The organism is Pseudomonas mucidolens, assembly GCF_900106045.1.
GTDB lineage: Bacteria > Pseudomonadota > Gammaproteobacteria > Pseudomonadales > Pseudomonadaceae > Aquipseudomonas > Aquipseudomonas mucidolens.
This window is the reverse complement of the sequence record NZ_LT629802.1, coordinates 4,979,344-5,002,457: the sequence shown is the minus strand read 5'-3', so window position 1 is coordinate 5,002,457 and position 23,114 is coordinate 4,979,344. Positions and strand designations below refer to the sequence as shown.

The 23,114-nt window shown below is 58.8% G+C and carries 23 protein-coding genes and 1 pseudogene; 10 read left to right on the top strand and 14 right to left on the bottom strand.

Annotation, left to right across the window (positions count from 1 at the left end):
* The first annotated feature begins 9 nt into the window (after positions 1 to 9).
* From BLU75_RS22970 to BLU75_RS22955, 4 genes are read left to right on the top strand one after another with little or no spacing between them, the layout of a single operon-like run.
* A complete protein-coding gene (locus tag BLU75_RS22970) occupies positions 10 to 894 on the top strand; it encodes a metal ABC transporter substrate-binding protein (RefSeq protein ID WP_084378337.1) in 885 nt (294 codons plus the stop codon).
* A complete protein-coding gene (gene hisI / locus BLU75_RS22965) occupies positions 891 to 1,316 on the top strand; it encodes a phosphoribosyl-AMP cyclohydrolase (RefSeq protein WP_084378338.1) in 426 nt (141 codons plus the stop codon). Before BLU75_RS22970 ends, hisI begins: the two co-directional genes overlap by 4 nt.
* Positions 1,313 to 1,873, top strand: coding sequence for a gamma carbonic anhydrase family protein (locus BLU75_RS22960; RefSeq protein ID WP_084378339.1), 561 nt, complete (start codon positions 1,313 to 1,315; stop codon positions 1,871 to 1,873). The genes hisI and BLU75_RS22960 overlap by 4 nt, the downstream gene beginning before the upstream one ends.
* A gap of 2 nt (positions 1,874 to 1,875) precedes the next feature.
* Complete coding sequence (locus BLU75_RS22955; RefSeq protein ID WP_084378340.1) at positions 1,876 to 3,213, top strand: dihydroorotase; 1,338 nt, start codon at positions 1,876 to 1,878, stop codon at positions 3,211 to 3,213.
* 156 nt (positions 3,214 to 3,369) lie between these two features.
* Here BLU75_RS22955 and BLU75_RS22950 read toward each other — a convergent pair whose 3' ends face one another.
* Positions 3,370 to 3,891, bottom strand: a complete 522-nt coding sequence (locus tag BLU75_RS22950; protein ID WP_084378341.1) for a DUF3617 domain-containing protein — start codon at positions 3,889 to 3,891, stop codon at positions 3,370 to 3,372.
* A 130-nt stretch (positions 3,892 to 4,021) separates the two neighbouring features.
* Here BLU75_RS22950 and cls point away from each other — a divergent pair, with 130 nt between their 5' ends.
* The gene (cls, locus tag BLU75_RS22945; protein WP_084378342.1) at positions 4,022 to 5,461 is read left to right on the top strand and encodes a cardiolipin synthase; all 1,440 of its coding nucleotides are present in this window, start codon (positions 4,022 to 4,024) and stop codon (positions 5,459 to 5,461) included.
* Between the two features lie 65 nt (positions 5,462 to 5,526).
* On the opposite strand, the gene cfaB is transcribed toward cls, so the two are convergent.
* The 4 genes from cfaB to bufA2 all read right to left on the bottom strand — a co-directional run bounded on the left by cfaB (position 5,527) and on the right by bufA2 (position 8,740).
* Positions 5,527 to 6,711: a C17 cyclopropane fatty acid synthase CfaB gene (gene cfaB, locus BLU75_RS22940; protein WP_084378343.1), complete on the bottom strand. Its 1,185-nt coding sequence runs from the start codon at positions 6,709 to 6,711 to the stop codon at positions 5,527 to 5,529.
* An 86-nt stretch (positions 6,712 to 6,797) separates the two neighbouring features.
* Entirely contained in the window at positions 6,798 to 7,586 is a 789-nt protein-coding gene (locus BLU75_RS22935) for an HvfC/BufC N-terminal domain-containing protein (RefSeq protein ID WP_084378344.1), read from the bottom strand.
* Entirely contained in the window at positions 7,577 to 8,422 is an 846-nt protein-coding gene (gene bufB / locus BLU75_RS22930) for an MNIO family bufferin maturase (RefSeq protein ID WP_084378345.1), read from the bottom strand. Before bufB ends, BLU75_RS22935 begins: the two co-directional genes overlap by 10 nt.
* Positions 8,423 to 8,485: 63 nt before the next feature.
* Positions 8,486 to 8,740, bottom strand: a complete 255-nt coding sequence (gene bufA2, locus BLU75_RS22925; RefSeq protein ID WP_084378346.1) for a BufA2 family periplasmic bufferin-type metallophore — start codon at positions 8,738 to 8,740, stop codon at positions 8,486 to 8,488.
* Between the two features lie 259 nt (positions 8,741 to 8,999).
* Between bufA2 and BLU75_RS22920 the strand changes: the two genes are divergently transcribed.
* The 5 genes and pseudogenes from BLU75_RS22920 (at position 9,000) to BLU75_RS22905 (ending at position 11,768) form a co-directional block, all read left to right on the top strand.
* The gene (locus tag BLU75_RS22920) at positions 9,000 to 9,623 is read left to right on the top strand and encodes a CDP-alcohol phosphatidyltransferase family protein (protein WP_084378347.1); all 624 of its coding nucleotides are present in this window, start codon (positions 9,000 to 9,002) and stop codon (positions 9,621 to 9,623) included.
* A 10-nt stretch (positions 9,624 to 9,633) separates the two neighbouring features.
* A pseudogene (locus BLU75_RS27395) lies at positions 9,634 to 9,729 on the top strand (hypothetical protein); the annotation flags it as partial.
* 31 nt (positions 9,730 to 9,760) lie between these two features.
* Positions 9,761 to 10,204, top strand: a complete 444-nt coding sequence (locus BLU75_RS22915) for a hypothetical protein (RefSeq protein ID WP_084378348.1) — start codon at positions 9,761 to 9,763, stop codon at positions 10,202 to 10,204.
* Positions 10,205 to 10,213: 9 nt separating this feature from the next.
* Complete coding sequence (locus BLU75_RS22910; RefSeq protein WP_084378349.1) at positions 10,214 to 10,834, top strand: lysophospholipid acyltransferase family protein; 621 nt, start codon at positions 10,214 to 10,216, stop codon at positions 10,832 to 10,834.
* Position 10,835: 1 nt separating this feature from the next.
* Positions 10,836 to 11,768 carry a phosphatidate cytidylyltransferase gene (locus BLU75_RS22905; RefSeq protein WP_084378350.1) on the top strand — a complete coding sequence of 311 codons (933 nt, stop codon included), beginning with the start codon at positions 10,836 to 10,838 and terminating at the stop codon, positions 11,766 to 11,768.
* Between the two features lie 508 nt (positions 11,769 to 12,276).
* On the opposite strand, the gene BLU75_RS22895 is transcribed toward BLU75_RS22905, so the two are convergent.
* From BLU75_RS22895 to BLU75_RS22855, 9 genes are all read right to left on the bottom strand, one after another.
* Positions 12,277 to 12,861, bottom strand: a complete 585-nt coding sequence (locus BLU75_RS22895) for an AraC family transcriptional regulator (RefSeq protein ID WP_084378352.1) — start codon at positions 12,859 to 12,861, stop codon at positions 12,277 to 12,279.
* A gap of 137 nt (positions 12,862 to 12,998) precedes the next feature.
* A complete protein-coding gene (locus BLU75_RS22890) occupies positions 12,999 to 13,637 on the bottom strand; it encodes a response regulator transcription factor (RefSeq protein ID WP_084378353.1) in 639 nt (212 codons plus the stop codon).
* A 4-nt stretch (positions 13,638 to 13,641) separates the two neighbouring features.
* Positions 13,642 to 16,656 (bottom strand): sensor histidine kinase, encoded by a 3,015-nt coding sequence (locus BLU75_RS22885; RefSeq protein ID WP_130909346.1) that lies wholly within the window; start codon positions 16,654 to 16,656, stop codon positions 13,642 to 13,644.
* Between the two features lie 76 nt (positions 16,657 to 16,732).
* A complete protein-coding gene (locus tag BLU75_RS22880; protein WP_157720799.1) occupies positions 16,733 to 17,509 on the bottom strand; it encodes an alpha/beta fold hydrolase in 777 nt (258 codons plus the stop codon).
* Positions 17,510 to 17,647: 138 nt separating this feature from the next.
* Positions 17,648 to 19,234, bottom strand: a complete 1,587-nt coding sequence (locus tag BLU75_RS22875; RefSeq protein WP_084378356.1) for an MFS transporter — start codon at positions 19,232 to 19,234, stop codon at positions 17,648 to 17,650.
* 50 nt (positions 19,235 to 19,284) lie between these two features.
* A complete protein-coding gene (locus BLU75_RS22870) occupies positions 19,285 to 19,707 on the bottom strand; it encodes a DoxX family protein (protein ID WP_084378357.1) in 423 nt (140 codons plus the stop codon).
* 104 nt (positions 19,708 to 19,811) lie between these two features.
* Positions 19,812 to 21,650, bottom strand: a complete 1,839-nt coding sequence (locus BLU75_RS22865) for an amidohydrolase (RefSeq protein WP_165447472.1) — start codon at positions 21,648 to 21,650, stop codon at positions 19,812 to 19,814.
* 137 nt (positions 21,651 to 21,787) lie between these two features.
* Complete coding sequence (locus BLU75_RS22860) at positions 21,788 to 22,363, bottom strand: antibiotic biosynthesis monooxygenase (protein WP_172832086.1); 576 nt, start codon at positions 22,361 to 22,363, stop codon at positions 21,788 to 21,790.
* A gap of 45 nt (positions 22,364 to 22,408) precedes the next feature.
* Complete coding sequence (locus tag BLU75_RS22855) at positions 22,409 to 23,095, bottom strand: hydrolase (RefSeq protein ID WP_084378359.1); 687 nt, start codon at positions 23,093 to 23,095, stop codon at positions 22,409 to 22,411.
* Positions 23,096 to 23,114: the final 19 nt, after the last annotated feature.

Genomic DNA, 23,114 nt, shown 5'->3' with positions numbered 1-23,114 from the left:
TGTCTATCGATGCGTGCTCTTCCCGTGCTGTTCAGTGTGTTGCTGGCGCTGTCGTTCACGACCGCCCAGGCGGGCGAAAAACTCCAGGTGGTGACCAGTTTCAGCATCCTCGCCGATATCACCCAGCAAGTGGGTGGCGAGCATATCCAGATCAGCAACATGGTCGGTCCCGACGCCGACGCCCACACCTATGAACCGTCTCCGGACGATGCCAAGTCATTGCTCAAGGCACGTCTGATCATCAAGAACGGCCTCGGTTTCGAGCCGTGGCTGGATCGCCTGATCAACAGCACCGAGACCCGCGCCGTGGTTGTCACCGCCAGCAAAGGGGTGATCGCCCGGACCATGGAAGAAGACGGCGACACCCTCCCCGACCCGCACGCCTGGCACAATTTGGCGAATACCGAAATCTATGTAAACAACATCACCAAGGCGTTGAGCGCCGCCGACCCGGCCAACCAGGCCGATTATCAGCACAACAGTCAGGTCTACCTGAAGCAGATCTACCGTCTGCTGGCCGAGGCCAACCGCAAACTCGGCTCGCTGCCGCCCGGCAACCACCGCATCGTCACCTCCCATGACGCCTTTGGTTATCTGGGCCAGGCCTACGGCATCGACTTCCTGGCGCCGCAAGGCCTGTCCACCGATCGCGACCCGTCGGCCGCCGAAGTAGCGGCGCTGATCACCCAGATCCGCCAGGACAAGGTCAAAGCGGTGTTCATGGAGAACATCAAGGACTCGCGCCTGCTCAAGCAGATTGCCGATGAAAGTGGTGCCCGGATCGGCGGCACCCTGTACTCCGATGCCTTGGCCGCCAAAGGCCCGGCCAGTACCTTCATCGGGTTGTTTGAGTACAACCTCGACACCTTGTACGAGGCTTTGCGCCAGCCATGAGACTGTCGATGCTCGACCTGGAAACGGCAGCGCCGGGGGATTGCTTTGCTCTCGACCACGTACTCGACGCGCTGCCGTGGAACAGTGCCGGCCTGATCGCGGCCATCGCGCAACAACACGGCAGTGGCGAGGTGCTGATGCTGGCCTGGATGAATCGTCAGGCACTCGACGAAACCCTGGCGACCCGACAAGTCTGTTACTGGTCGCGCTCGCGCAAACAGTTGTGGCGCAAGGGCGAAAGCTCCGGTCATCGGCAACGGTTGATAGAAGCCCGGCTGGATTGCGACGGCGATGCCGTGCTGTTGATCGTCGATCAACAAGGCCCGGCCTGCCATACGGGGCGCCTGACCTGCTTCTACAACGCCATCGACCACGACCAGATCCATGTCCTCACCGCCCCCCTCAAGGAGCCTGCCGCATGATCCGCAAGAACCCTTCCGGCGACCTGCCCGTGATTGCCGAGTCGGCCTACGTCGATAAAACCGCCATTATTTGCGGCAAGGTCATCATCGGCGAAAACGTGTTTGTCGGCCCTTACGCCGTGATCCGCGCCGACGAGGTGGATGCCAATGGCGACATGGATCCCATCACCATCGGCGCCAATTCGAATATTCAGGATGGCGTGGTGATCCACTCCAAATCCGGCGCGGCAGTGAACATTGGCCAATTCACGTCCATTGCCCACCGCTCCATCGTTCATGGGCCGTGCAGCGTGGGTGACCGGGTTTTTATCGGTTTCAACAGCGTGTTGTTCAATTGCGTGGTGGGCGATGGCTGCGTGGTACGGCACAACTCGGTGGTCGATGGCCGCGATTTGCCCGCGGCGTTCTATGTGCCGTCGACCACGCGCATCGGTCCCCACACCGATCTGTCGCTCTACCCGCCCGTGAGCGTCAGCGCCTCGGAGTTTTCCGAAGATGTGGCGCGTACCAACGTTGATCTGGTGCGCGGCTACAAAGCCCTGCAAAACGAGTTTTGAACATGCACCGCGTGCTGATCCGCAACGCCCGCCTGGTCAATGAAGGCCAAATATTCGATGCCGACCTGCTGATCGCCAACGGCCGTATCGACACCATCGCCAGCAGCATCGAGGGGCAAAATGCCCCCATCGAGATCGACGCCCAAGGCCAATGGCTGCTGCCAGGAATGATCGACGACCAAGTGCATTTCCGCGAGCCCGGGGCGCCGGACAAAGGCAGCTTCTACAGCGAATCCCGAGCGGCGGTGGCCGGTGGCATCACCAGCTTCATGGACATGCCCAACACTCAGCCCGCGACCTTAACCCTTGCAGCATTGGCCGACAAACAGGCGCGAGCGGCCCGGGATTCGGTGGCCAACTACGGTTTTCACTTTGGGGTGAGCAACGATAATCTCGATACCGTCGCGGCGCTCGACCCGCGCACCGTGGCCGGGGTCAAAGTGTTCATGGGAGCGTCCACCGGCAATATGCTGGTGGACGATCCCAGAATTCTGGAGTGCCTGTTCGCGCAGGTGCCGACCATCCTGCTGGCTCACTGCGAACACACGCCGAGCATCCAGGCCAACGAACAGCGCTTCAGAGCGCGTTTTGGCGATGCCATCCCCGCCGTCGCACATCCGCTGATTCGTGATGCCGAAGCCTGCTACCGCTCCTCATCCCTGGCGGTAGAACTGGCCCGGCGCCATGGCACACGCCTGCATGTGCTGCACCTGACCAGCGCTCGCGAACTGGCGCTGTTTGAAGACAAGCCCTTGGCGGAAAAACGCATCACGGCTGAGGTCTGCGTGCATCACTTGCTGTTCGATGATCGTGATTACGCACGCCTGGGCCATCAGATCAAATGCAATCCAGCGATCAAGACCCGCGCCGATCGTGACGCGCTGCGCCAGGCTTTACTGAGCAACCGCCTGGATGTGATCGGCACTGACCACGCGCCCCACACCTGGACGCAAAAACAGCTGCAGTATCGCGAGGCGCCTTGCGGCTTGCCGTTGGTGCAGCACGCGCTGCCGGCGCTGCTGGAATTGGTAGCCGACGGCTTACTGCCGCTGACAACCCTGGTGGCCAAGACCAGCCACCGGGTCGCAGATCTGTTCGCCATCCATGACCGCGGTTATCTGCGCGAAGGTTATTGGGCCGATCTGGTGCTGATCAAAGCCGAACCCCAGGGCAAGCCCGTCAGCAGCCAGCCGATCCTCGCCCGTTGCGGCTGGACCCCGTTCGCCGAGCGTAGCTTTCGCCATAGCGTCAGTACCACGCTGGTTTCCGGCTGTGTCGCTTGGCACGACGGGCAAGTGCAGGACAGTTGCCAGGGGTTACCCCTGCATTTTTGGCGGTGATTGACGGGGCGCAGGATCAAGATCACACGCCGAGGCAGCTCTCTGTAGCAGCAAGCTTGCTCGCAAAAAAACCGAGGACGCCTCGGGGTACCAGACTCCCGGCGTCATCGTTAACGTTCTTCGCGAGCAAGCTCGCTCCTACACGAAGAGGGTTTATCAGGCTCTTGGCTTGACGGTTCCACAATCGCTGCCCAACCACTGGGCATGAGTATCCAGGCTGCCATTCTGCTGTACGCCTGTGGCATTGAACGTGCCGTTGACCGTGGTGGTGAAAGCTTTCTGGCTCTGGAACGTCGCCACACCGGTCCCTTGGGCTTTCGGGCAACTGAAGCGGAATTTCCACTGGTTGCCGGTTTTATCCGTCACTTCCTGCTTACAACCCGACTGCGGGTCGGTCAGCGGGATCGAATCGGACGCCACTTGGGCCGGTGTCAGGCACACCTGGACGCCTTTTCCGGCCATGGTGATGCCTTGTTTTTCCAGCATCGCTCGCTGTTCCGGGGTCATCTGTTGCTTCAGTTGACCGAGGATCAGCGACAGATCCGGCAAGCTCTGGTTATCGACTTTCATATTGCTGGTGGTCAATTCCCACAAGCCCGGCGCCAACATCTGCGCCTGCGCCGCCACGGGCAGCGTCAAACCAACAACCATGGCCAAACCAAGCAGACGAGCATTCATCGGGTAACTCCTGGATAATTGTCGGCGTTAGACGTCGTAAAGCCGCGAGTGTTGCACGGCGAATAAAATAGCGACTTTCCCCGCCGAACATGGTCTGTTAAGCATTGGATTGTCAGGAGTAACGTCGTCCATGGATTTCTTTGGCCCGCACCTGCTTGGCTACGTGATCGCAACCCTGCACTTTCTCGGCTCCCTGGCCGCCATTCATGCAGTGCTGACCGTCCGGACCGCTCAAGGCTCGATTGCCTGGGCGCTGTCGTTGATGTTTATGCCCTACCTGACGCTGATTCCTTACCTGATCTTTGGCCGCAGCACCTTTGACGCTTACATCCAGGCCCGCCGCCAGGCCAATCAGGAAATGCGCAAGGCAATTACCGAGCTGAACTGGCGGCCTTGGGTCGAAGAAGCCCTGGCCGCGCGCAACTCCCTCGCCTACGCGTCCCTGCGCGCCATGCCCAAGCTGGGACGCATGCCGTGCCTGGCCAACAATCAGGTGCGTTTGCTGGTGAATGGCGACGCCACGTTCAACGCGATTTTCGAGGCCATCCGCTCGGCAAAGACGGCGGTGCTGATTCAGTTTTTTATCATCCATGACGATGAACTCGGGCAACAACTGGCCACCTTGCTCAAGGAAAAAGCCGCCGAAGGTGTGGCCATCTACGTCCTGTACGACCGCATCGGCAGCCACTCCCTGCCCCACAGCTATGTGCAGTCTCTGCGCGATGCCGGGGTACAGATCAAGGCCTTTGCTACCCGCAGCGGCTGGCTCAATCGCTTTCAGGTGAACTTCCGCAACCATCGCAAGATTGTCGTGGTGGACGGCGTCAGCGGGTTTGTCGGTGGGCATAACGTGGGCGATGAATACCTGGGCAAGAAACCGCCACTCGCCCCCTGGCGTGACACCCATGTGCACGTCAGCGGCCCGGTGGTGGCCTGCTTGCAAGAGTCGTTTGCCGAAGACTGGTTCTGGGCCGCACGTGAACTGCCGCCGCTGATCTTGCCCGACACCTATGCCGATGACGGCGTGCTCTGCCAGTTGCTGGCCAGCGGTCCGGCTGACGCGTACGAAACCTGCTCGCTGTTCTTTGTCGAGGCCATTCATGCGGCGACCGAACGCGTATGGATCACCAGCCCGTACTTCGTTCCGGATGAAGCCGTATTCGCCGCGCTGAGGCTCGCGGTGTTACGTGGCGTTGATGTGCGCCTGCTGCTGCCCTCCCGCGCCGACCACCGCATTGTCTACGCCGCATCCAGCCTGTATGCGATCGAAGCGATGCACGCGGGCGTACGGGTGTTCCGCTACACACCCGGTTTTTTGCATCAGAAAGTGGTGTTGGTGGACAGCGAAATCAGCGCCATCGGCAGTGCGAACCTGGACAACCGTTCATTCCGGCTCAATTTTGAAGTGATGCTGTTGACCGTGGATCAGGCCTTTGCCAGCGAAGTAGAGCAGATGCTGCTGGATGACTTCGCCCAGTCGCATGAAACCAGCCAGGAAGAAAGCCGCCAGCCCCGCCGCCTGCAACAACTGGGCATGCGGGTCGCACGGTTGATTTCCCCGATCCTATAAGTTGCGCCACCGAAATGTGGGAGCGGGCTTGCTCGCTCCCACACAAGCCGCCACCCTCTGAGATCTCAACGGTAGAGGTCTTCTCGCGTCCACGGCAACTCATGGCTGCCATCGGCATGGGGCTTGACCGCCAGGATCTGATGCAAATTGATCCAGCCCCTGGCAAAGGCATACGCACACCCAGCCAGGTATAGGCGCCAGATACGCAAGGCTTGCTCCGGCACCAACTTCGCCGCCGTTTCCAAATTGTCTTCCAGGCGCTCGCTCCAATGGTCCAGGGTGCGCGCGTAATGCAGGCGCAGGCTTTCCACGTCGACCACTTCCAGGCCCACTTCGCTGATCTCGGCGCTGATCATCACCAGGTGCGGCAACTCGCCGTTGGGGAACACGTAACGCTCGATAAACTCACCGGCACCACGTCCCACCGGACGGCCATCGGTGTGTTTGGCAGTGATCCCATGGTTGAGCACCAACCCGCCTTCGCGTACCGCGCCGAACAAGGTCTTGCAGTACTGCGCCAGATTGGCGTGACCCACGTGTTCAAACATACCTACGCTGACCACCTTGTCGAATCGCCCATCCTGGGGCAGGTCGCGGTAGTCGAGCAGTTTCAGCTCCACCTGATCCTCAAGACCTTCGGCAATCACCCGTTCCTTGGCCAAGGCCAGTTGTTCCTTGCTCAGCGTGATGCCCAGGACTTTCACCCCAAACTCCCGCGCGGCATAGCGCGCCAGCCCGCCCCAACCGCACCCGACATCCAGCAGATACTCCCCCGGCTGCAACCGCAATTTGCGGCACAGATGGCGGAATTTGTCTTGTTGGGCCTGATCGAGGGATTCACTGCCGGTTTCGAAATAACCACAGGAATAAGCCATGTCACGGTCCAGCCAGAGCTGGTAAAACTCGTTCGACAGGTCGTAATGGTAGGAAATGGCCGCTGCGTCCGTGGCCTTGTCATGGATTGATCGAACCGGATGTTTGTCATCATCGTCCTCGACCAGCGCATGACTCAGTTCGTCACACACCCGGATCACTTCGGTGATAGAGCCTTCCAGCTCCAGTTTGCCCTCGACGAAGGCAGTGCCCAATGAATTGAGCGTGGGATGGGTCAGTTGCGTGACCATCACCGGATCCTTGACCACAATCGTGACACTGGGCTCCGGACCCAGATTGAATTCATGGCCGTCCCAGAGTCGCAGACGCAGCGGAAGCTGTAGATTCTGTAAGGCCGGTGGAAGTTGCGCGAGCATGAGTAGTCCCCCTTGTTTCAGACACCTGAAAATGAGGGTAGACCATCCGCAGAAAAGTAGCTGGCTATCGATCTGATAGAAATTTTCTAAGATGCTCGACGTTGCAGCAAGCCGTCCTGGACCCATTGTTTCAGCCAGGTAGCAGCTTGCAGCGGCGCGCCCTCCTGATGAGTGACTGCCAATTCGGCGCACAGTTCTGAAAACGTCCAAGCGCTGTCGAGCATTCCGACCAGCGCGTATGCCTCCGCGGGTTCCAGGCTGCGGTAGCGGCAGACCTGTTGGTCACGCCAGACCAGGCAGACTTCGGTCAGCGCCAACGGGTGGCTGCCGGGAAAATCCACCTGATCCTTGAATGAACGCCAGATTGCCAAGCTGTTGAAACGACACGTCAGCGACTGCACCGAGGGCGTCCGCTGCACCTTGAGCCCTGGCCACGCCTCAGGCGCCAGCCCGGCCATGTCGGCGAGTGTCAGCGGCTGGCATGGCAGCGCATCGAACGCCAGGGTAAACGCCCACTCCAGCCGTGCAAGCTCCACCAATGGGGCACTTTGCTCCGCGATCAGATAGTCAGCGAGAAAGCCTGCAAAGCGCTGCCCCAACCAGCGCAAGCTGAAATGTTCGGAGGGATAGCGGTGCACGTAGGCCTGCACCAGCGCCGCAAACGCTTCGTCCCCCAGCCAGTGCCGTACTGCCGGAAAATCCCCCTGCATCACCTCCAGCAAGCGGGCCTTATAGGCGTTGTGATAAATCGCCAGCCCGGTGTCGACATCCAGACTTGGACCACCGATCAAGCTCGCGCTGAAACCCTTATCCGCGGCGCCGTGCTCTGTCATCAGATGCTGCTCGAACGCCAACTGCCAATCGATCAGGCGCATAGCGACCTCCGCGCCAATGCCATGGCGCCGAGTTCACGGGCCTTGGCCAACTCGTCGAGCAGTTCGGCAAACGGCGGGAAATGATCATCGCGCTCCAGCAACGTCGCCACCGGTCCCACGTGCTCCAGCGTCTGTTGATAAAGCGTCCACACCGGATCGCACACCGGCTGATCATGGGTATCGACCACGTAGTCGCCGTAATCCCTATGCCCGGCCAAGTGCAGTTGGCGGATGCTCTGGGGCGGCAAGTCGCGAATGAAGGTCCAGGCATCGAAGCCATGGTTGCGCGCGCTGACGTACACGTTGTTCACGTCCAATAGCAGCTCACAGCCGCTGAGGCGGCTCAAGGCACTGAGGAATTCCCACTCGGTGAATTGATCGGCCTTGGCGCGCACATAACTGGAGACGTTTTCCAGCACCAGTGGCCGCTGCAGCACCTCTTGCACCTGCGACACGCGGGCGGCAACGTGATAAAGGCTTTCTTCTGTGTAGGGCAATGGCAGCAGATCATGCAACTGATGCGCGTTGCCACGGCTCCAGCACAGGTGATCTGACACCCAGGCCGGGTTGATCCGGTCAGCCAGTCGCTTGAGTTGCTTGAGGTAGCCCATGTCCAGCGCATGTGGCCCACCGATAGACAAGGACACGCCATGCATCACCAACGGGTAACGCTCGGCGATGGCGTCCAGGTAGTACAAGGCTTTGCCGCCTTGCACCAGATAATTCTCGGAGACTATTTCAAACCAGTCCACGGCCGGCGACTGCTCGATGATCTCCTGGTAATAAGCACTGCGTAATCCCAGGCCGTAGCCCAGGCAAGGTACCGATGCAGACATGACGAACTCCAGGGCCGGTGTTCGCAGCGGCGTGCACACCGCTGCGAGATCAAGTCTTCGCCATTACTCGCCGACTTTACCGCCAGCGGCGTCGCAGGCTGCCTTGGTCATCGCCTTGAAGCCGTGGCCCTTGCAGACAGACTGGCCTTTGCAAGCGTTTTCAGCGGTCTTGCAATCGTTCATGCCTTTGCAGGAGGTCACGCCGTAACAATGCACCTGCGCTTCAGCAGCAGCTTGGGCCTGGGTCGCGACACCTGCAAACATCGTGGCGGCAGCGATTGCCAGGGCGGCACCGGAAACGGCGTTCTTGATGTTCATGGTTGTAGTCCTCATAGATCGATAGGGGTGTCGGCTGAACCCTTTGTTCAGTCCCGACACAGCACTAGAGTGAGGTCCCCGATGAGCGTTACAACGTCGTCAGAAATTATTCTTCCAGTTTCAATAGAGGCTCCTCAAACTTCAGCAAACACCCGGCGTTACCCAACATAAACACGCGCCATCACTCGTGCGGGCCAGGATAAATCGGCACACTTCGGACAGTTATTCGCGGGTTAACAGACAAGGAAGCGTCACCCTCATGATTTCGATCTATCAGCTCAAGCCGCGTTTTCAAAACTTGCTGCGGCCCTTGGTCCAACGTCTGTACGACAACGGCACCACCGCCAACCAGATCACCGTGCTGGCCGGGGTCATCTCCGTGCTGGTGGGCCTGCTGATCGCAGGTTTTGCCCAACACACCTGGTTATTCGCGCTGATTCCCCTGTGGATGATCCTGCGCATGGGCCTGAATGCCATCGACGGCATGCTCGCCCGCGAATTTGGCCAGCAATCGCGCCTCGGCGCTTACCTCAATGAACTCTGTGACGTGATCGCCGACAGCGCGTTGATTCTGCCGTTTGCGTTGATCCCGGGCGCGAGCCTGGTGCCGGTATTACTGGTGGCCCTGCTGGCGGTGTTCAGCGAATATGCTGGAGTACTCGGGCCAATGGTCGGCGCTTCACGGCGCTATGACGGCCCGATGGGCAAGAGCGATCGGGCCTTTGTTCTCGGCGTGCTGGCCACCGGCGTGGCGCTGGGCTGGTTGGGTGGCGGTTGGGTCGACGGCGTGATGTGGCTGGTAGCCGCGTTGCTCGCTTACACCCTGGTCAATCGGGTCCGCCAGGGCCTCAAAGAAGCACAGCAACGCCCACCGATTGCATAAGGACTTTGCGATGCGCGAACAGCAAGATCACACCTTCAGCACCCATGACGGGGTGGAGCTTTTCTACCGTCACTGGCCCGCCACGGCGCCGTGTCGTCCTGCACCCGCTCACCGTGAAGTGTTGGGAGATCTGCCTTATGCCCGCTGACATGGAACTCCAGGTCGTCGCCAGCCTGCTGCGTCGAGGCCGATCACTGGATCAGTTATCCACAGGCCTGACCCTGCTTGGGGTGCTGTTTGGTCTGCTGCAGCTGCTGATGAGCAGTATCACGCCGATCTGCCTGCTGCTCAGCCTGTGGATGATTATTCTCGGGCTGCTGCAAAAATACTGGGCGCTGCGGGTCGCCTTCGACGCCGAGCTGTTTACGCTGATGGCCAAGGACCTGGAGCGCACCGACGAACTCGACCAGACGCTACAGACCCTGGGCCTGCAATCGCCACATCGCGCCAACCGACCCTGGACCGAGCGTCGGCGCGGCGCGTTGAAACTGTTGCGCAAACAAGCCTATTTGCTGGGCGCACAAGTCCTGCTGACATTGGCCGTGATCCTGGTCAGCCCTTGGCTGCCTTTTGCCGGATAAGGAATTGCTATGTTTGAGCCCGTGGTCGCGACCCTGATTACCTCCATGGCCCGCACCGTCACCGGCGCCCGCAGCCTGTGGCTCGGCTGTTCGCCGGAGGCGGCGCAGCGCATCTATTTCGCCAACCACAGCAGCCACGGCGACTTCGTGCTGCTGTGGGCGTCCCTGCCGCCGAACCTGCGTAAAACCACACGGCCGGTGGCCGGCACCGATTATTGGAACAAGAGTTCACTGCGGCGCTACATCATCAACCGGGTGTTCAACGGCGTGTTGATCGATCGCGAGCGCAAAGACCCTGTGGATAACCCGCTGCAGCCGATGCTCGATGCCCTGGAAAACGGCGACTCGCTGATCATCTTTCCCGAAGGTACGCGCAATCTGGAAGACGGTTTGCTGCCCTTCAAAAGCGGCCTGTATCACTTGGCCAGAAGTTACCCACAGGCGCAATTGATCCCGGTGTGGATCGCCAACCTCAATCGGGTCATGCCCAAGGGCCGGGTGCTGCCGCTGCCGTTGTTATGCACAACCAGTTTCGGTGCACCGCTGCAACTGGAGGACGGCGAAGACAAGGCGTTGTTCCTCGCCCGAACCCGCGACGCCCTGCTCGCCCTCGCCCCGGAGCATGTCTGAAATGGATAGCCAAACCCTGATGTTGTTCGGCGGGATCGGCATGATCCTGGTGCTCGCCTCACTGATCGGCCTGATGCTCAAGCTGCGCACCCGCGGCACGCCCAATGCGGTCATCGACAACCTGAACGCACGCATCAATGCCTGGTGGGTGATGGTGATCGTCATCGGCATCGCATTCTGGCTGGGTACGGGAGCAGTGATCCTGCTGTTCTATGCAGTGTCGTTCTATGCGCTGCGCGAATTCCTCACCCTCACGCCCACCCGGCGCAGCGATTATCCGGCGCTGGTGGCGGCGTTCTACCTGGCGCTGCCGCTGCAATACGTGCTGATCTACTTCGACTGGTACGGACTGTTTTCGATCTTCATCCCGGTCTACGTGTTCCTGCTATTGCCGATCCTCGCCTCATTGGGCGGCGACAGCACGCACTTCCTCGAACGGGCCTCCAAAGTGCAATGGGGCTTGATGATCGCGGTGTTTTGCGTGTCTTTCGTGCCGGCGTTGCTGACCCTCGACATCCTCGGCTATGAAGGGCGCAACCTGCTGCTGATCGCCTACCTGGTGATCGTGGTGCAGCTCTCGGACGTGTTGCAGTACGTCTGCGGCAAGCTGTTCGGCAAACATAAGATCGCGCCCAACCTGTCACCTTCAAAAACCGTCGAAGGCTTTGTCGGCGGGATCCTGTTGTCCTCGCTGATCGGCGCCGCGCTGTGGTGGATCACGCCATTCAATCCGTGGCAGTCATTCTTGATCTCGTTGTTGATCAACTTGCTGGGCTTTGCGGGTGGGATCGTGATGTCGGCGATCAAGCGCGACCGGGGCGTGAAAGATTGGGGGCATATGATCGAAGGGCATGGCGGGATGCTGGATCGCCTGGATTCCGTATGTTTTGCGGCGCCGATTTTCTTTCATCTGGTGCGGTATTGGTGGACCTGAAACGCAAAAGGGCAGCCACGCAGTTAACACCCTGTAGGAGCGAGCTTGCTCGCGAAGAATTTACAAGCGCCGCGTTTATCCAGGATGCACGCGTTAACGTTGACGTTTTTCGCGAGCAAGCTCGCTCCTACAGGGTGTTAACTGATCGGCGTTAGCCACTCGGGCCGCTGTAAGCCGTCGCAGACTTCGCGGCCTCTCAATCGCTGCGAGAAACTTCCAAAACTGTCGCCGGAAGGTTTGAATTTTTCCGTTACTCCTCCACTGCCTGAGGTATGCCTGAGGCACATAGTGGTTATCCTTTTTGATACTTCCCATTGAGGCGTGCTGGTCACATACGATGCGTCGTACGAAGGCATCCCTAATCTATCGAAGAACGAAGAACTTGAGGGCAGGCCAACGGCTCCTCGGCCATGCGAAGCTTGAAAGCACCGTCAAATACCTAGTAATTGACGGTGCTTTAGAAATGACAGAGCAAACCGCGGTCTGATATGTAGAGCGACGGTCAAAGTCACGCCGTCGCTCTTTGACCCAACGCGGCGAGTAGGGGGGGTGCAGCATGCAGCTTTCGCCAGGCCTGCGGCGACAAGCCTGTTTCGCGTCTGAATACTCGGCTAAAGTGCGACTGGTCGCAAAATCCATGGCTAAGCGCAATGTCACTTAAGGAATGCGCTGAGCACAGCATGTATTGCCGTGCTGCCTCCACTCGTGCGGCGGTCACATACATCAGCGGAGTCATTCCGGTCGTCTGTTTGAATGCATGCGAAAAATGACTGACGCTCAGACTCAGTAACGAAGCCAGTTCGGTTGTCCGTATGCAATGGTCGACATGCTCATTTATGTATTCGTCTACACGGGAGATTTGCCATCGAGCCAACCCACCCCTGTTTCTGTGCGGCAAAAGTCCGCTTTGACGCTCGACGGCCAGCAAGTCAATTGCCTGATTAAGATAAGTCGAAGCGATGTCCGGATCACGTTGAATGGCTCGCTCCGCCTCCATCAGCAACGTCAGCAGTTGCCTGGTCTGTTTCAAACAATTGGGACCACGAGTGGCGGTGTTGTCCAATAAGCAATCTGCGCTGGTATTCCCGTTCATAGCTGACGCTCCTAGGCCGGGATCAAAACTTGGTGGCGCGTTTAACTCGTCACCATGGGGCAGCACAGAATGGCGTTGTGGCGGGGCCTCGCACAGCCCCAAACGAGTTGGCATTAACCAACACTAAAGGGGGGTATTTATTGCGGAAGATCGATAATCCCTCGCTGGATACCGATAGTCACCGCGTGAGTCCGATTATGAGCTTCCAGCTTCTCCATAATATTTCGCAGATGCCCCTTCACCGTGTCTTCACCGATTGCCAGTGCAAGGGCTGTCTCCTTATTCGACAAGCCTTCGGCGACATTTTGTAGCACCTGAACCTCTCTATTGGTGAGACCATCCTGGTCCATGTGAGCCGCCAATTCCGCCGCGATTTCTGGGGGAAAGCAGCGTTTGCCGGCGGCCAGGGCACGTATGGTTTCAATGAGCTCATGGCGCAACGTGCTTTTCAAAAGATAGCCTCGCGCCCCAGCCTTGATGGCTTGTAACGCCCTTACATCCCCTCGGTAGGTAGTGAGCACAGCAATACGAGCTTGCGGGAACTCGGACATGATGGAGCTGATGGCGCCAAGTCCGTTTAGCTCAGGCATCTGTACATCCATAAGCGTGACGTCTGGTTGCGTCGTTCGGTATAACCGGATTGCCTCAAGCCCGTTAGAGGCTTCCCCCACCACGGTGATGTCGTCATAACCACCCACTACTGCTTCAATACCTTCCCGTATCAGCGGATGGTCATCCACTATCAGCACGGTGATGGGTCTCTTGTGATCTACCATAGGTTTATCCTGCCCTGCTCGAGCGCTTCTGTTTACCGCCAACCGAGTTTTCATAGGCAGCGGCACCCGGCAGTGAGAGTGTAATGCGCGTACCGTTCTGGGGGTTGCTAACTATCGCCAGGGTTGCATCAATTCTACTGGCCCGTTCATACATGCCTCTCAGCCCACCGTGTTCAGGTCGCCCGTGCATTCTCTGATAGAGCGGATCAATGCCCACCCCATTGTCGACAATAAGCATCTCGAACGTGCCCGGCGCATATCTGAAGGTAACGGTGATCCGAGTAGCCTGCGCATGGCGAAGCGAATTGGAAACCGCCTCCCTGCCCACCTGGTAAAAAGCATCACGAACTTCGTTCAGCAGCGCCAGCGGTTCACCCAAGTTGCTAACGTGGTAGGTTGCACAAAAAGCAACGCTGGCCTCCAGCTTTAAAGCTTGAAACGCAACGACTAAGTCTTCAGATGGCGCCATCTGGCCACGCAAACCTGTGATTCGGTCACGGCCCTCAGCAATCACCTGCTCGGCCCGGTCCAGCGCCCGCTCCATCGAATGGCGAGCACGGGATCCCTCCGGCAGACTGTCCGCGACCGCCTGAAAGCTGAGCATCATTCCCTGAACGCTTTGCAGCAAGGTGTCATGCAACTCGCACGCGATGCGCTCGCGCTCCTGAAAGCGCTCCTCAAGGCGGGTCCTAAGGGCTGCCTTTTCTCGTTGTGTATAAACGCGGGACATCCCGAACAAAAGCGTCAGCAGCGCGACTGAAAAGATCAGCAAGAATCCTGGGCGTAAATAGAAAACCTGAGGAATGCTGACGGTTAACGTCGCGTCAGGTGGATTGAAATGCCCATTCTCGCCAAGCGCACGGACCTGGAATTCGTAATCACCCGGGTGCAGGCGTGAAAAAGCTGCTTGCCTGGAGCGCCCAGCGTCGACCCATTGCGAATCATGGCCATTAAGCCGGTATTGAAAGCGCATGGTCTCTGGTGAGGCGAGATTCAATGCTGAATAGGTAATAACCAACTGTTCCGGCGCAGCTGATAACCGAACGGGCGCGGCGTAGATATCAAAATCATTTCCATCGACTGTCAGCGCCTTGATCGTGACTGTAGGTGGTAGTGCCATATCCGTTGGCTGGTATGGATCAACACGGACAACCCCGTTTCCGGTGGTGAACCATAGCAAGCCATCTTCCGTGTGGACCGCAGTGGGCAACGGCAATACTTTGAATGGGTCCATGGGTAGCCGGCCAATGTGATCGTGCGAGCTGTACAACAGTGTGTTGCCGCCCGCTATTACTCGCTCGATCTCTGCTGCAGGCAGTTTGAAGATTCCATCGCGGCTGTGTACCCAGATATCCATTCCGAATTCGGCTGCGTTTTTCTCAGCCGGTACGGCGACGAGCCCATAGATATTCTGAAAGGGTCCGGCAGCCGGTAGATCCAGGCGATGAAAACGTCCATCCTTGAGATACGCCAAGCCATGTTGACCACCTACCCAGGTGCGTCCGGGCAAATGCAGCATCGCCGTGACATGGCCGATGTTCAGACCTTCCTGCTCGCTCCAGCGTTCGATCTTCTGCTCATCAACGGACACCAGAAGATTATCCCGGTAGCCGAACCACAGCGTGCCCACCAAGTCTCGGGAGGCGGTGACAGGCATCACTTGCCGTTCGGAATCACTGACCGGCTCAATGCGTCGCCATTGCTGATCAGCCCAGACAAAAAGCCCTGCGCGGTTGACTGAGACCCATATATCGCCATTCTTTCCTACGGTCATCGCCCTTACGGCAGCCTCGCGGGCGGATTCGACAGGTAATGCTGCGATGCGCACTGGCCCGCCGTCTGAAAGCGAGAAAATCCCCTGATACCCGCCAATCAACAAGCCGTGCTGCTGACTGTTTACCAATGTGGTGATCGGCATGTCCAACTCAAAGGTGGAATGGCTGTCGCCCCGGAAGCCCATCAGTTGGCCATTGCCGGAGCCGATCCATAAGGAACCATCACCGCTTACTGCCAATGCATGACTGCCCGCGCCGACAGGTAGAGCAAAGGGAGACAGTGTTTTACGCTTGAGTCGATCCAGCCCCGTATCCGTGCCCACCCATAGTGTGCCATCGCGGTCGATGAGCTGGGCCAATACATTATCGGAGCTGAGGCCATCGCGAACGGTGTATGAGTTGAATGCATCCTGATCCTCGACAGACGTGGGCTGCTCCCCGGCCGCCAAGTGATGTACACCGGATTCAAGCGTGCCCAGCCAAGCGTCTCCCTGCTCGTCCAGAACGATACTGACTGTGCGTGATGTCGGTATCTCTTCAAACTCAATGCCGGCAGAGCCTGTTTTTTTCAGACGCAGTAGATGGTTCCTGGAACGATCAGTTATCCATATGTCTCCTGCAGGGGACGATACTATTTTGCTGATCGATTGACTCTTAATGCCGATTTCCATGAACGCAGATGCCCCTGGGGGAAGCATATATATTGCCTCTTCACTCGCCGCCCAGACATAGCCCTCTGCATCCACGTGCACCGCTCGGGCATGGCGGTAGGGAAAGCCCGCCTCCTTGCCAACCAAGTGCCAACCCGTGCCGTCATGCCGGGCAAGCCCGTCATCCGCCGCGACCCAAACTTGTCCTTGCTGATCCTCGGCCAAGCTGTACACCGCCCCGCCCGGAAGGCCTGGATCAATCGGTTGAATCACGCCGTTTGCATTGATCAAACGAGCCCCACCGGCACGAAAACCCACCCACAGACCTTCGCTGGAGCTGAGAAGCGCCGAGACCACGCCCAGCCGCTCACCGTCAGCAGGCGCGAATTTCTCGAACTCAAAACCATCGAAGCGATACAAGGAATCATGAGTACCGAGCCAGAGGTATCCATCAGCGGTTTGCGCAAGCGCTCCCACTGAGCTAGGGCCGTGATCGATGGCGGTCCAGCGGCGATGGTCCATTTCATCCGAAATGCGCGCCGCTGCACTTGAGCACGCAAGGCAACCAAGCACCAAGCTCAGCAGCAAAACCACGTTTATTCGCAAGCAATGCACCTACGGCACGCGCCAGCACGCGCCCTTGTATTGAGTAGATAGCCTGTGGGTAACATCAAAACCGGCCCAACTGTCGCTGCAGCCATTCAATGATTCGATCCGCGACATGCTCCCAACCCGGCTGCGTAATGAGCAGGTGCCCGTAGCCGGGTAACGAGATGAAATCTGTCGGTGCCAACGACCGCCTCTGATAGAGATAGTTGGCCAAAACTACAGAACTGGCAACCACATGGTCATCGCCACCGCAAATCAGTAATAAGGGCCCGCGCTCGTGGTTGAAGAGCAATCTGCTACCCACGCCTAACGCTACCGTTGTCATCAGGCTTTTCGGGACTGTACCAACAAACTGTTCATAGAGCGGACCGGTTGTCTGCCGGGATGCCGGATACCCCATGAGGCGGGAAAATTGCGCAGGCGTCATGCGCAGAAAGCGCATGCCCTGCTGCTGTTCAGCTCTTGTCGACAGTATCTGTAGCAACGAAAGAATGCCCGGAAAGACCCGCTGAGGTGGGCGCGGGGCTATCGCGATGCCTGCCACCCCCAGACCACGGTCCAACAGCAGTTGAACGACCAGCCCGCCCAGCGCATGGCCAATCAGAACAGGTGGCGCCGGGAAGGCCGCAATCTGTTCAGCGTAGAAGTCCACCAGACATTTAAGGGGCGATGATCTGGCATCCTTGCCGTGCAGAACTCGGTACCAACCTTGCTCGCCTTGGGCTGGCAATGACAGGACACAGCAGGCGTAGCCACAGGCCTTGAAGTGGCGCTCGAATTTTTCCCATACCGCCGGAGCCAACCAATCGCCCTGAATAAAACAGACCTTGTAATCCACGGCCGGCAATCAGCGACGCGCTATGTGCATGAAATGGCGTGTTAGGTCGCAACGCCGCTGCTCGATGACCATTTCAATCATGTCGCGTCTCCTGCTTGCTTGTCGCCCGGACCATCCGCACGGCCTCAGCGTCCAGAGTCAAAGTGGTCGCAACAGGTGGCGGACGACGGGCGGTTGATCGCCGATGTGAAACGCGCTCAACAGTTCCTGATCCAGTGCATCGCTATGGGTCACCCTCGCATGCTGGCGCTGATGCTCGACCCAGCTTTCGACGATGAATGCCTCCACCACCCGGCCGGGCTCTGCGACGTCCTCCCAGACATCCCAGCGGATCGCGCCGTCGCGATAGCGCGTCGCACGAAAATTACGTAGGGCGGCGGTGAACGCGGCCTGTTGTTCCGGGGCGATCCGGTATTCGACTTCGATCAGGACGGGGCCGCGGTCATTGGCAAGCGGGACAGCGAGGACAGGCTCGGCCCAATGGTTCGAGGGCGCCAGATCGGTGGTGGAATCCTTCGGCAGCCGCCAGCGCAAGGCCAGCAGGATCGCCAGCGTCTGGCCGATGGCCGCGATGATCAGGGCGCCGGCGACGCCCGCGCTGCTTGCAAGGGTACCCCACAGGATACTACCGCCGGTCATGGCTCCCTGAAGCACCAACAGATAGACTGCGAGCGCCCGTGCCTTGACCCAGCCGGGCGAGGCCATCTGCGCCGCGACGTTGAGCGAGGTCAGCATGCCGATCCAGGCGACGCCGGCAGCGAACATCACTGCCCCGGCCAGCCAAGCATTGGGCGCCAGCGCCAGTGCGAGGGTCGCAGCCGCGAACAGCAGTGTCGCCCAGATCGAGACCCTGTTGGACGCTACCTTCTTGCGCAGTTGTTTCAGCAGCAATGCACCGACAATGGCACCGGCGCCCATGCAGCCGAGAAGCGCGCCGTAGCCCGCCGCATCCAGCCCCAGTTCGCGGCGGCCCACCAGCGGCAGCATCGCCCAGAGCGCGCTGCTGAACAGGAAGAAGCCCAGCGTGCGGATCAGTACCAGCCGCATCGCCGGAGAATGCCGTGCATAGCGATAACCGGCCCGCAGCGCGCCGAAGAAATGTTCGGGCGGCAAGCTATGTACGGTCGTGGCGCGTTTCCATGTGACAAGCACGATCAATACCGCCGAAACCGAAACGGCATTCAGCGCGAAGACCGCTGGAACACCGGCTAACGCAACGATCACCCCGCCAAGCGCCGGGCCTATGGCACGCGAGATGTTGACGCCGAGACTGTTGAGCGCCACCGCATCGGGCAAGGTGGCCTTGTCGACCAGTTCTGGAACGATGGCTTGAAACACCGGCGCACTGAGCGCCGCCGCCACGCCGAGAACAAAGGTGGCGACGAGCAGCAGCCACGGGGTGGTCAGTCCTTGAAAGGTCAGGAAGGCCAGAACGGCGGCGGCAGCAAGGCCGAGGACCTGTGCGGACAGCAGCATCTTCCGGCGATCGACGATGTCGGCCAGCGCCCCGGCCGGCAGGGCCAGCAAGAACATCGGCAGGGTCGTAGCGGCCTGCACCAGAGCCACCAGCAGTGGACTGGGCGACAGCGAGGTCATCAACCATCCCGCACCGACATCATGCATCCAGGTGCCGATATTGGAAATGATCGTGGCGATCCACAGTGCCCGGAAGACCGGTAGGCTCAGCGGGCCCTTCGCTGGGGCGGGCATGTCAATGGCGGTCATCCGATTCTCCTTGACGGGTGAGGTGGTTTAGAAACGTCAGGCTACTTTCGTCACAGATCGAGGGACGGGTTCCGGGCAAGATCCACCCAGACGACAAGTAGGAACCCTCCGATGAGACCGAGATGTTCGAAAAAGGCATTCGCGTCTGCGTGCCTAGCCTCGCCTGCCGGCTGCTCCCAGAACCGCAGCGCGATCAGGGTGGATAGAAGCGTGAATCCGGCCAATGCCAGCGCACCCAGCCAGCGCAGAAAGCCCGTCAACACCATCACAGAGGCGCCCAGTTCCAGCGCTATCACCAGAACGGCGAACAAGACGGGCGGGTTCAGGCGGAAGTGGGCCATCTCAACGACGGCGCCGGGGAAATCGGTCAGTTTGACCAGCCCGCCCTGGATATACGCCGCGCAAAGTCCCAGATGCACGAGGAACAGCAGCACGATCGAGATTGCGCCACCCGCCTCAATGCTGAATGGCATCAGCCCTCTCCATCGATACGGGTGACAAAGCGACCCTTTTGGCGTTTATCCTATGATGAAGCAGCGGGCTCCAGGCCGATGCAACGGGGGCCGATGTCACGCTATCAGAACGCAAAGCAGGAACATCCAAAAGCGCCCCAGAAACCCTGATAATCGCTGATCGGGACTGATGACGTCCTCACTGGGCCATGCTGATGTGCGTGAACAGCACAAGGTCCCGAGCATTGATGAACGCTTGCCTGCAGGGGAGCGTTTGGTTTCCAATGCCCAGGTACAAGCGCCACGGGGGACCAATCCGGCATCACGGGTATTTCACCGGGGGACAACGGCCTAAACTCCCCAGTGGCATAAACCACTTTGCCACCGACCACCGTCAGCACCGATTCCATCCACTTGATCTGTTCTTCCTCGACGTTGAAAAAGTCGGCGTTAAGCGCGATCAGGCCTGCCAACTGGCCTACTTTTAGTTGGCCTTTCTTGCCCTGCTCCGACGAAAACCAAGCACTGCCATGGGTAAAGAGTTCAAGTGCGACTGCGCGGGACAAGCCTTCAGGGTACAGTTCCATGCCTCCCACCGTCTTGCCACTGACCAACCAGTAAAGCGACGTCCAGGGGTTGTAGCTGGATACCCGCGTAGCGTCAGTACCTGCGCCCACCGGCACGCCCTCAGCCAGCATCCGCTGGATCGGCGGCGTCTGTTCCGCCGCCTTGCTGCCGTAGCGGTCAACAAAGTACTCGCCTTGGAATGCCATGCGATCCTGAATCGCGATGCCGCCACCTAATGCTCGCACACGCTCGATGTTGCGCGGCGTAATGGTTTCAGCGTGATCGAAGAACCATGGCAAGCCGTTGAAGGGAATATCCTGATTGACCCGTTCGAACACATCCAACATGCGCGAGATGGATTCGTCATAGGTTGCATGCAAGCGGAACGGCCAACGGTGTTCCACCAAGTGGCGCACCACTGGCTCTAGGTCCGCCTCCATTTGCGGCGCAAGGTCCGGACGCGGCTCAAGAAAGTCTTCGAAGTCTGCCGCAGAGAACACCAACATTTCGCCCGCACCGTTGTGGCGGAAAAAATCGTCGCCATCTCCAGGCTTCACTTGCTTGGTCCAGCTTTGAAAGTCTGCCAGCTCCTCCTTGGGTTTCTGGGTAAACAAGTTGTAGGCGATACGCACCGTAAGCTGATCGTTCTTCGCGAGGTCGCGCACCACCTGGTAATCATCCGGATAATTCTGGAAGCCGCCACCCGCATCGATGGCACTGGTTACGCCCAGCCGATTCAGTTCCCGCATGAACTGGCGCGTGGAGTTGATTTGATATTCGATAGGCAGCGTCGGACCTTTTGCGAGCGTTGAGTAGAGAATCATCGCATTCGGTCGCGCTACCAACATCCCGGTCGGCTCGCCATTGGCGTCGCGCTGAATTTCGCCGCCCGGAGGATTGGGCGTGTTGCGCGTATACCCAACCACTCGTAATGCGGCGCGATTCAATAAAGCCCTGTCATACAGATGCAGAACAAACACCGGCGTATCCGGTGCAGCCTGGTTAAGCTCATCGAGCGTTGGCATTCTCCGTTCGGCAAACTGGAATTCATTCCATCCCCCTACCACCCGCACCCATTGCGGCGTGGGGGTGCGGTCTGCCTGAACCTTGAGCATACGCAGCGCATCAGCCAACGAAGGCACCCCTTCCCAGCGCAACTCCAGATTGTAATTGAGGCCACCGCGGATCAGATGAAGGTGGGAGTCGTTTAACCCGGGGATCACCGTGCGCCCTTGTAAATCAACCACCTGAGTTGCGGTACCACGAAACGCCATGGCCTCGGCATCGTTGCCGACAGCAACAAACTTGCCATCCTTGATCGCCACGGCTTTGGCGCGCGGTTTTTCTCTATCCACCGTGTGCAGGTCGCCATTGTAGAAAATGATGTCAGCAGTCATGTTGCCTCCTGAGATAGTTGAGGACGTTGAGCCTGCGGCGGCTGCAAACGGAAACGTCGACCACAGAGCACCGGCAGCGCCGATCAAAGATCCAGCGGCGATAAACCCTCGCCGGCCCTGGTCTGTTGGTTTATTTGTCATGATCTCGCTCCGTCATCGTCACTTAGCCAGCCAGCGAACCAGCCGGTGACCATGGGCATGAAAACGTAAACCACCAGTAGAACAATGGTGGCTGTGATCAGAACGTTGCTGGCAACGTAACCACCCAGCCAGGGGATGTTTGTGAAGACTGGGCGCCACGCCAAGGGGATCAGTAGGCTAAGAGGTAAGATCACCAGAAAGGTTACGCAGACCTGTTTCCAGCGCGGCGGCTGAGTGTCCTGCTCGGTCGGGGTGAACCAGAATTCATTTGCCGTACTGACACCTGTCTGATCACCTTCTACCAGCAGCGGAAGCGCCTCATTGATAAGCTCTTGGCGCTCATCCGAATCGAGCCATGCCTGCAACCGCTGGGTAGTGCTAAAACGCAATACGATAGTGAAGTTAGCCAAATCTGCACCGGGGGCACGCATGACATCTACACCCAGGTGGCCTTCGAACTGCTTTGCAGCACCTATGGTTCGGCGTAACCAGGCTTCATATGGCTCAAGCTGCACGGTTCGCACGCAGTGGCGCACGACCAGCGTCACAATGTCGGGCAACTGTTCGATCATAGCGGGGCTCCCGAATCAGGACGACCAAGGCCGCCCCCGAATGGCCTAGATATCAGCGTGAACCGGCGCCAGCGTGGGGCCGTGCTTCACCCGCTCTTCTGCCTTGTGCACCATGGTGTAGGCATAATCGATGCCCATGCCGTAGGCACCTGAATGCTCTCTAGCCACGGCCATGACCTGGTCGTAGGTATCGCGGTTTTTCCAGTCGCGCTGCCACTCCAGCAACACTTGCTGCCAGGTGACAGGTACCACACCCGCCTGGATCATCCGTTGCATTGAGTAATCGTGGGCCGCCTGGCTGGTTCCGCCAGAAGCGTCAGCGACCATATAGATTTCGTATCCGGCATCGTGCATCGCCGAGAGTGCGAACGTGGTATTGCAGACTTCTGTCCAAAGCCCCGAAACGATCACCTTATTGCGCCCGTTACGCTTGAGCGCATCGCGCACTTTCTGGTCATCCCAGGAGTTCATCGAGGTGCGCTCAAGGATAGGCGCATCGGGGAATACCTCCAGCAGTTCGGGATAGGTATGACCCGAAAAACTTTCGGTTTCGACAGTGGTGATAATTGTCGGTACGCCAAAAATACGCGCCGCTTTCGCCAGGCCTACGGTGTTGTTCTTCAAGGTTTGCCGATCAATGCTCTGCACACCAAAAGCCATTTGCGGCTGTTGGTCGATGAAGATCAGCTGAGAGTTGCTGGGGGTCAAGACTTCAAGCTTCGGGTTCTGCATTGTGCTCACCTTTTTACAA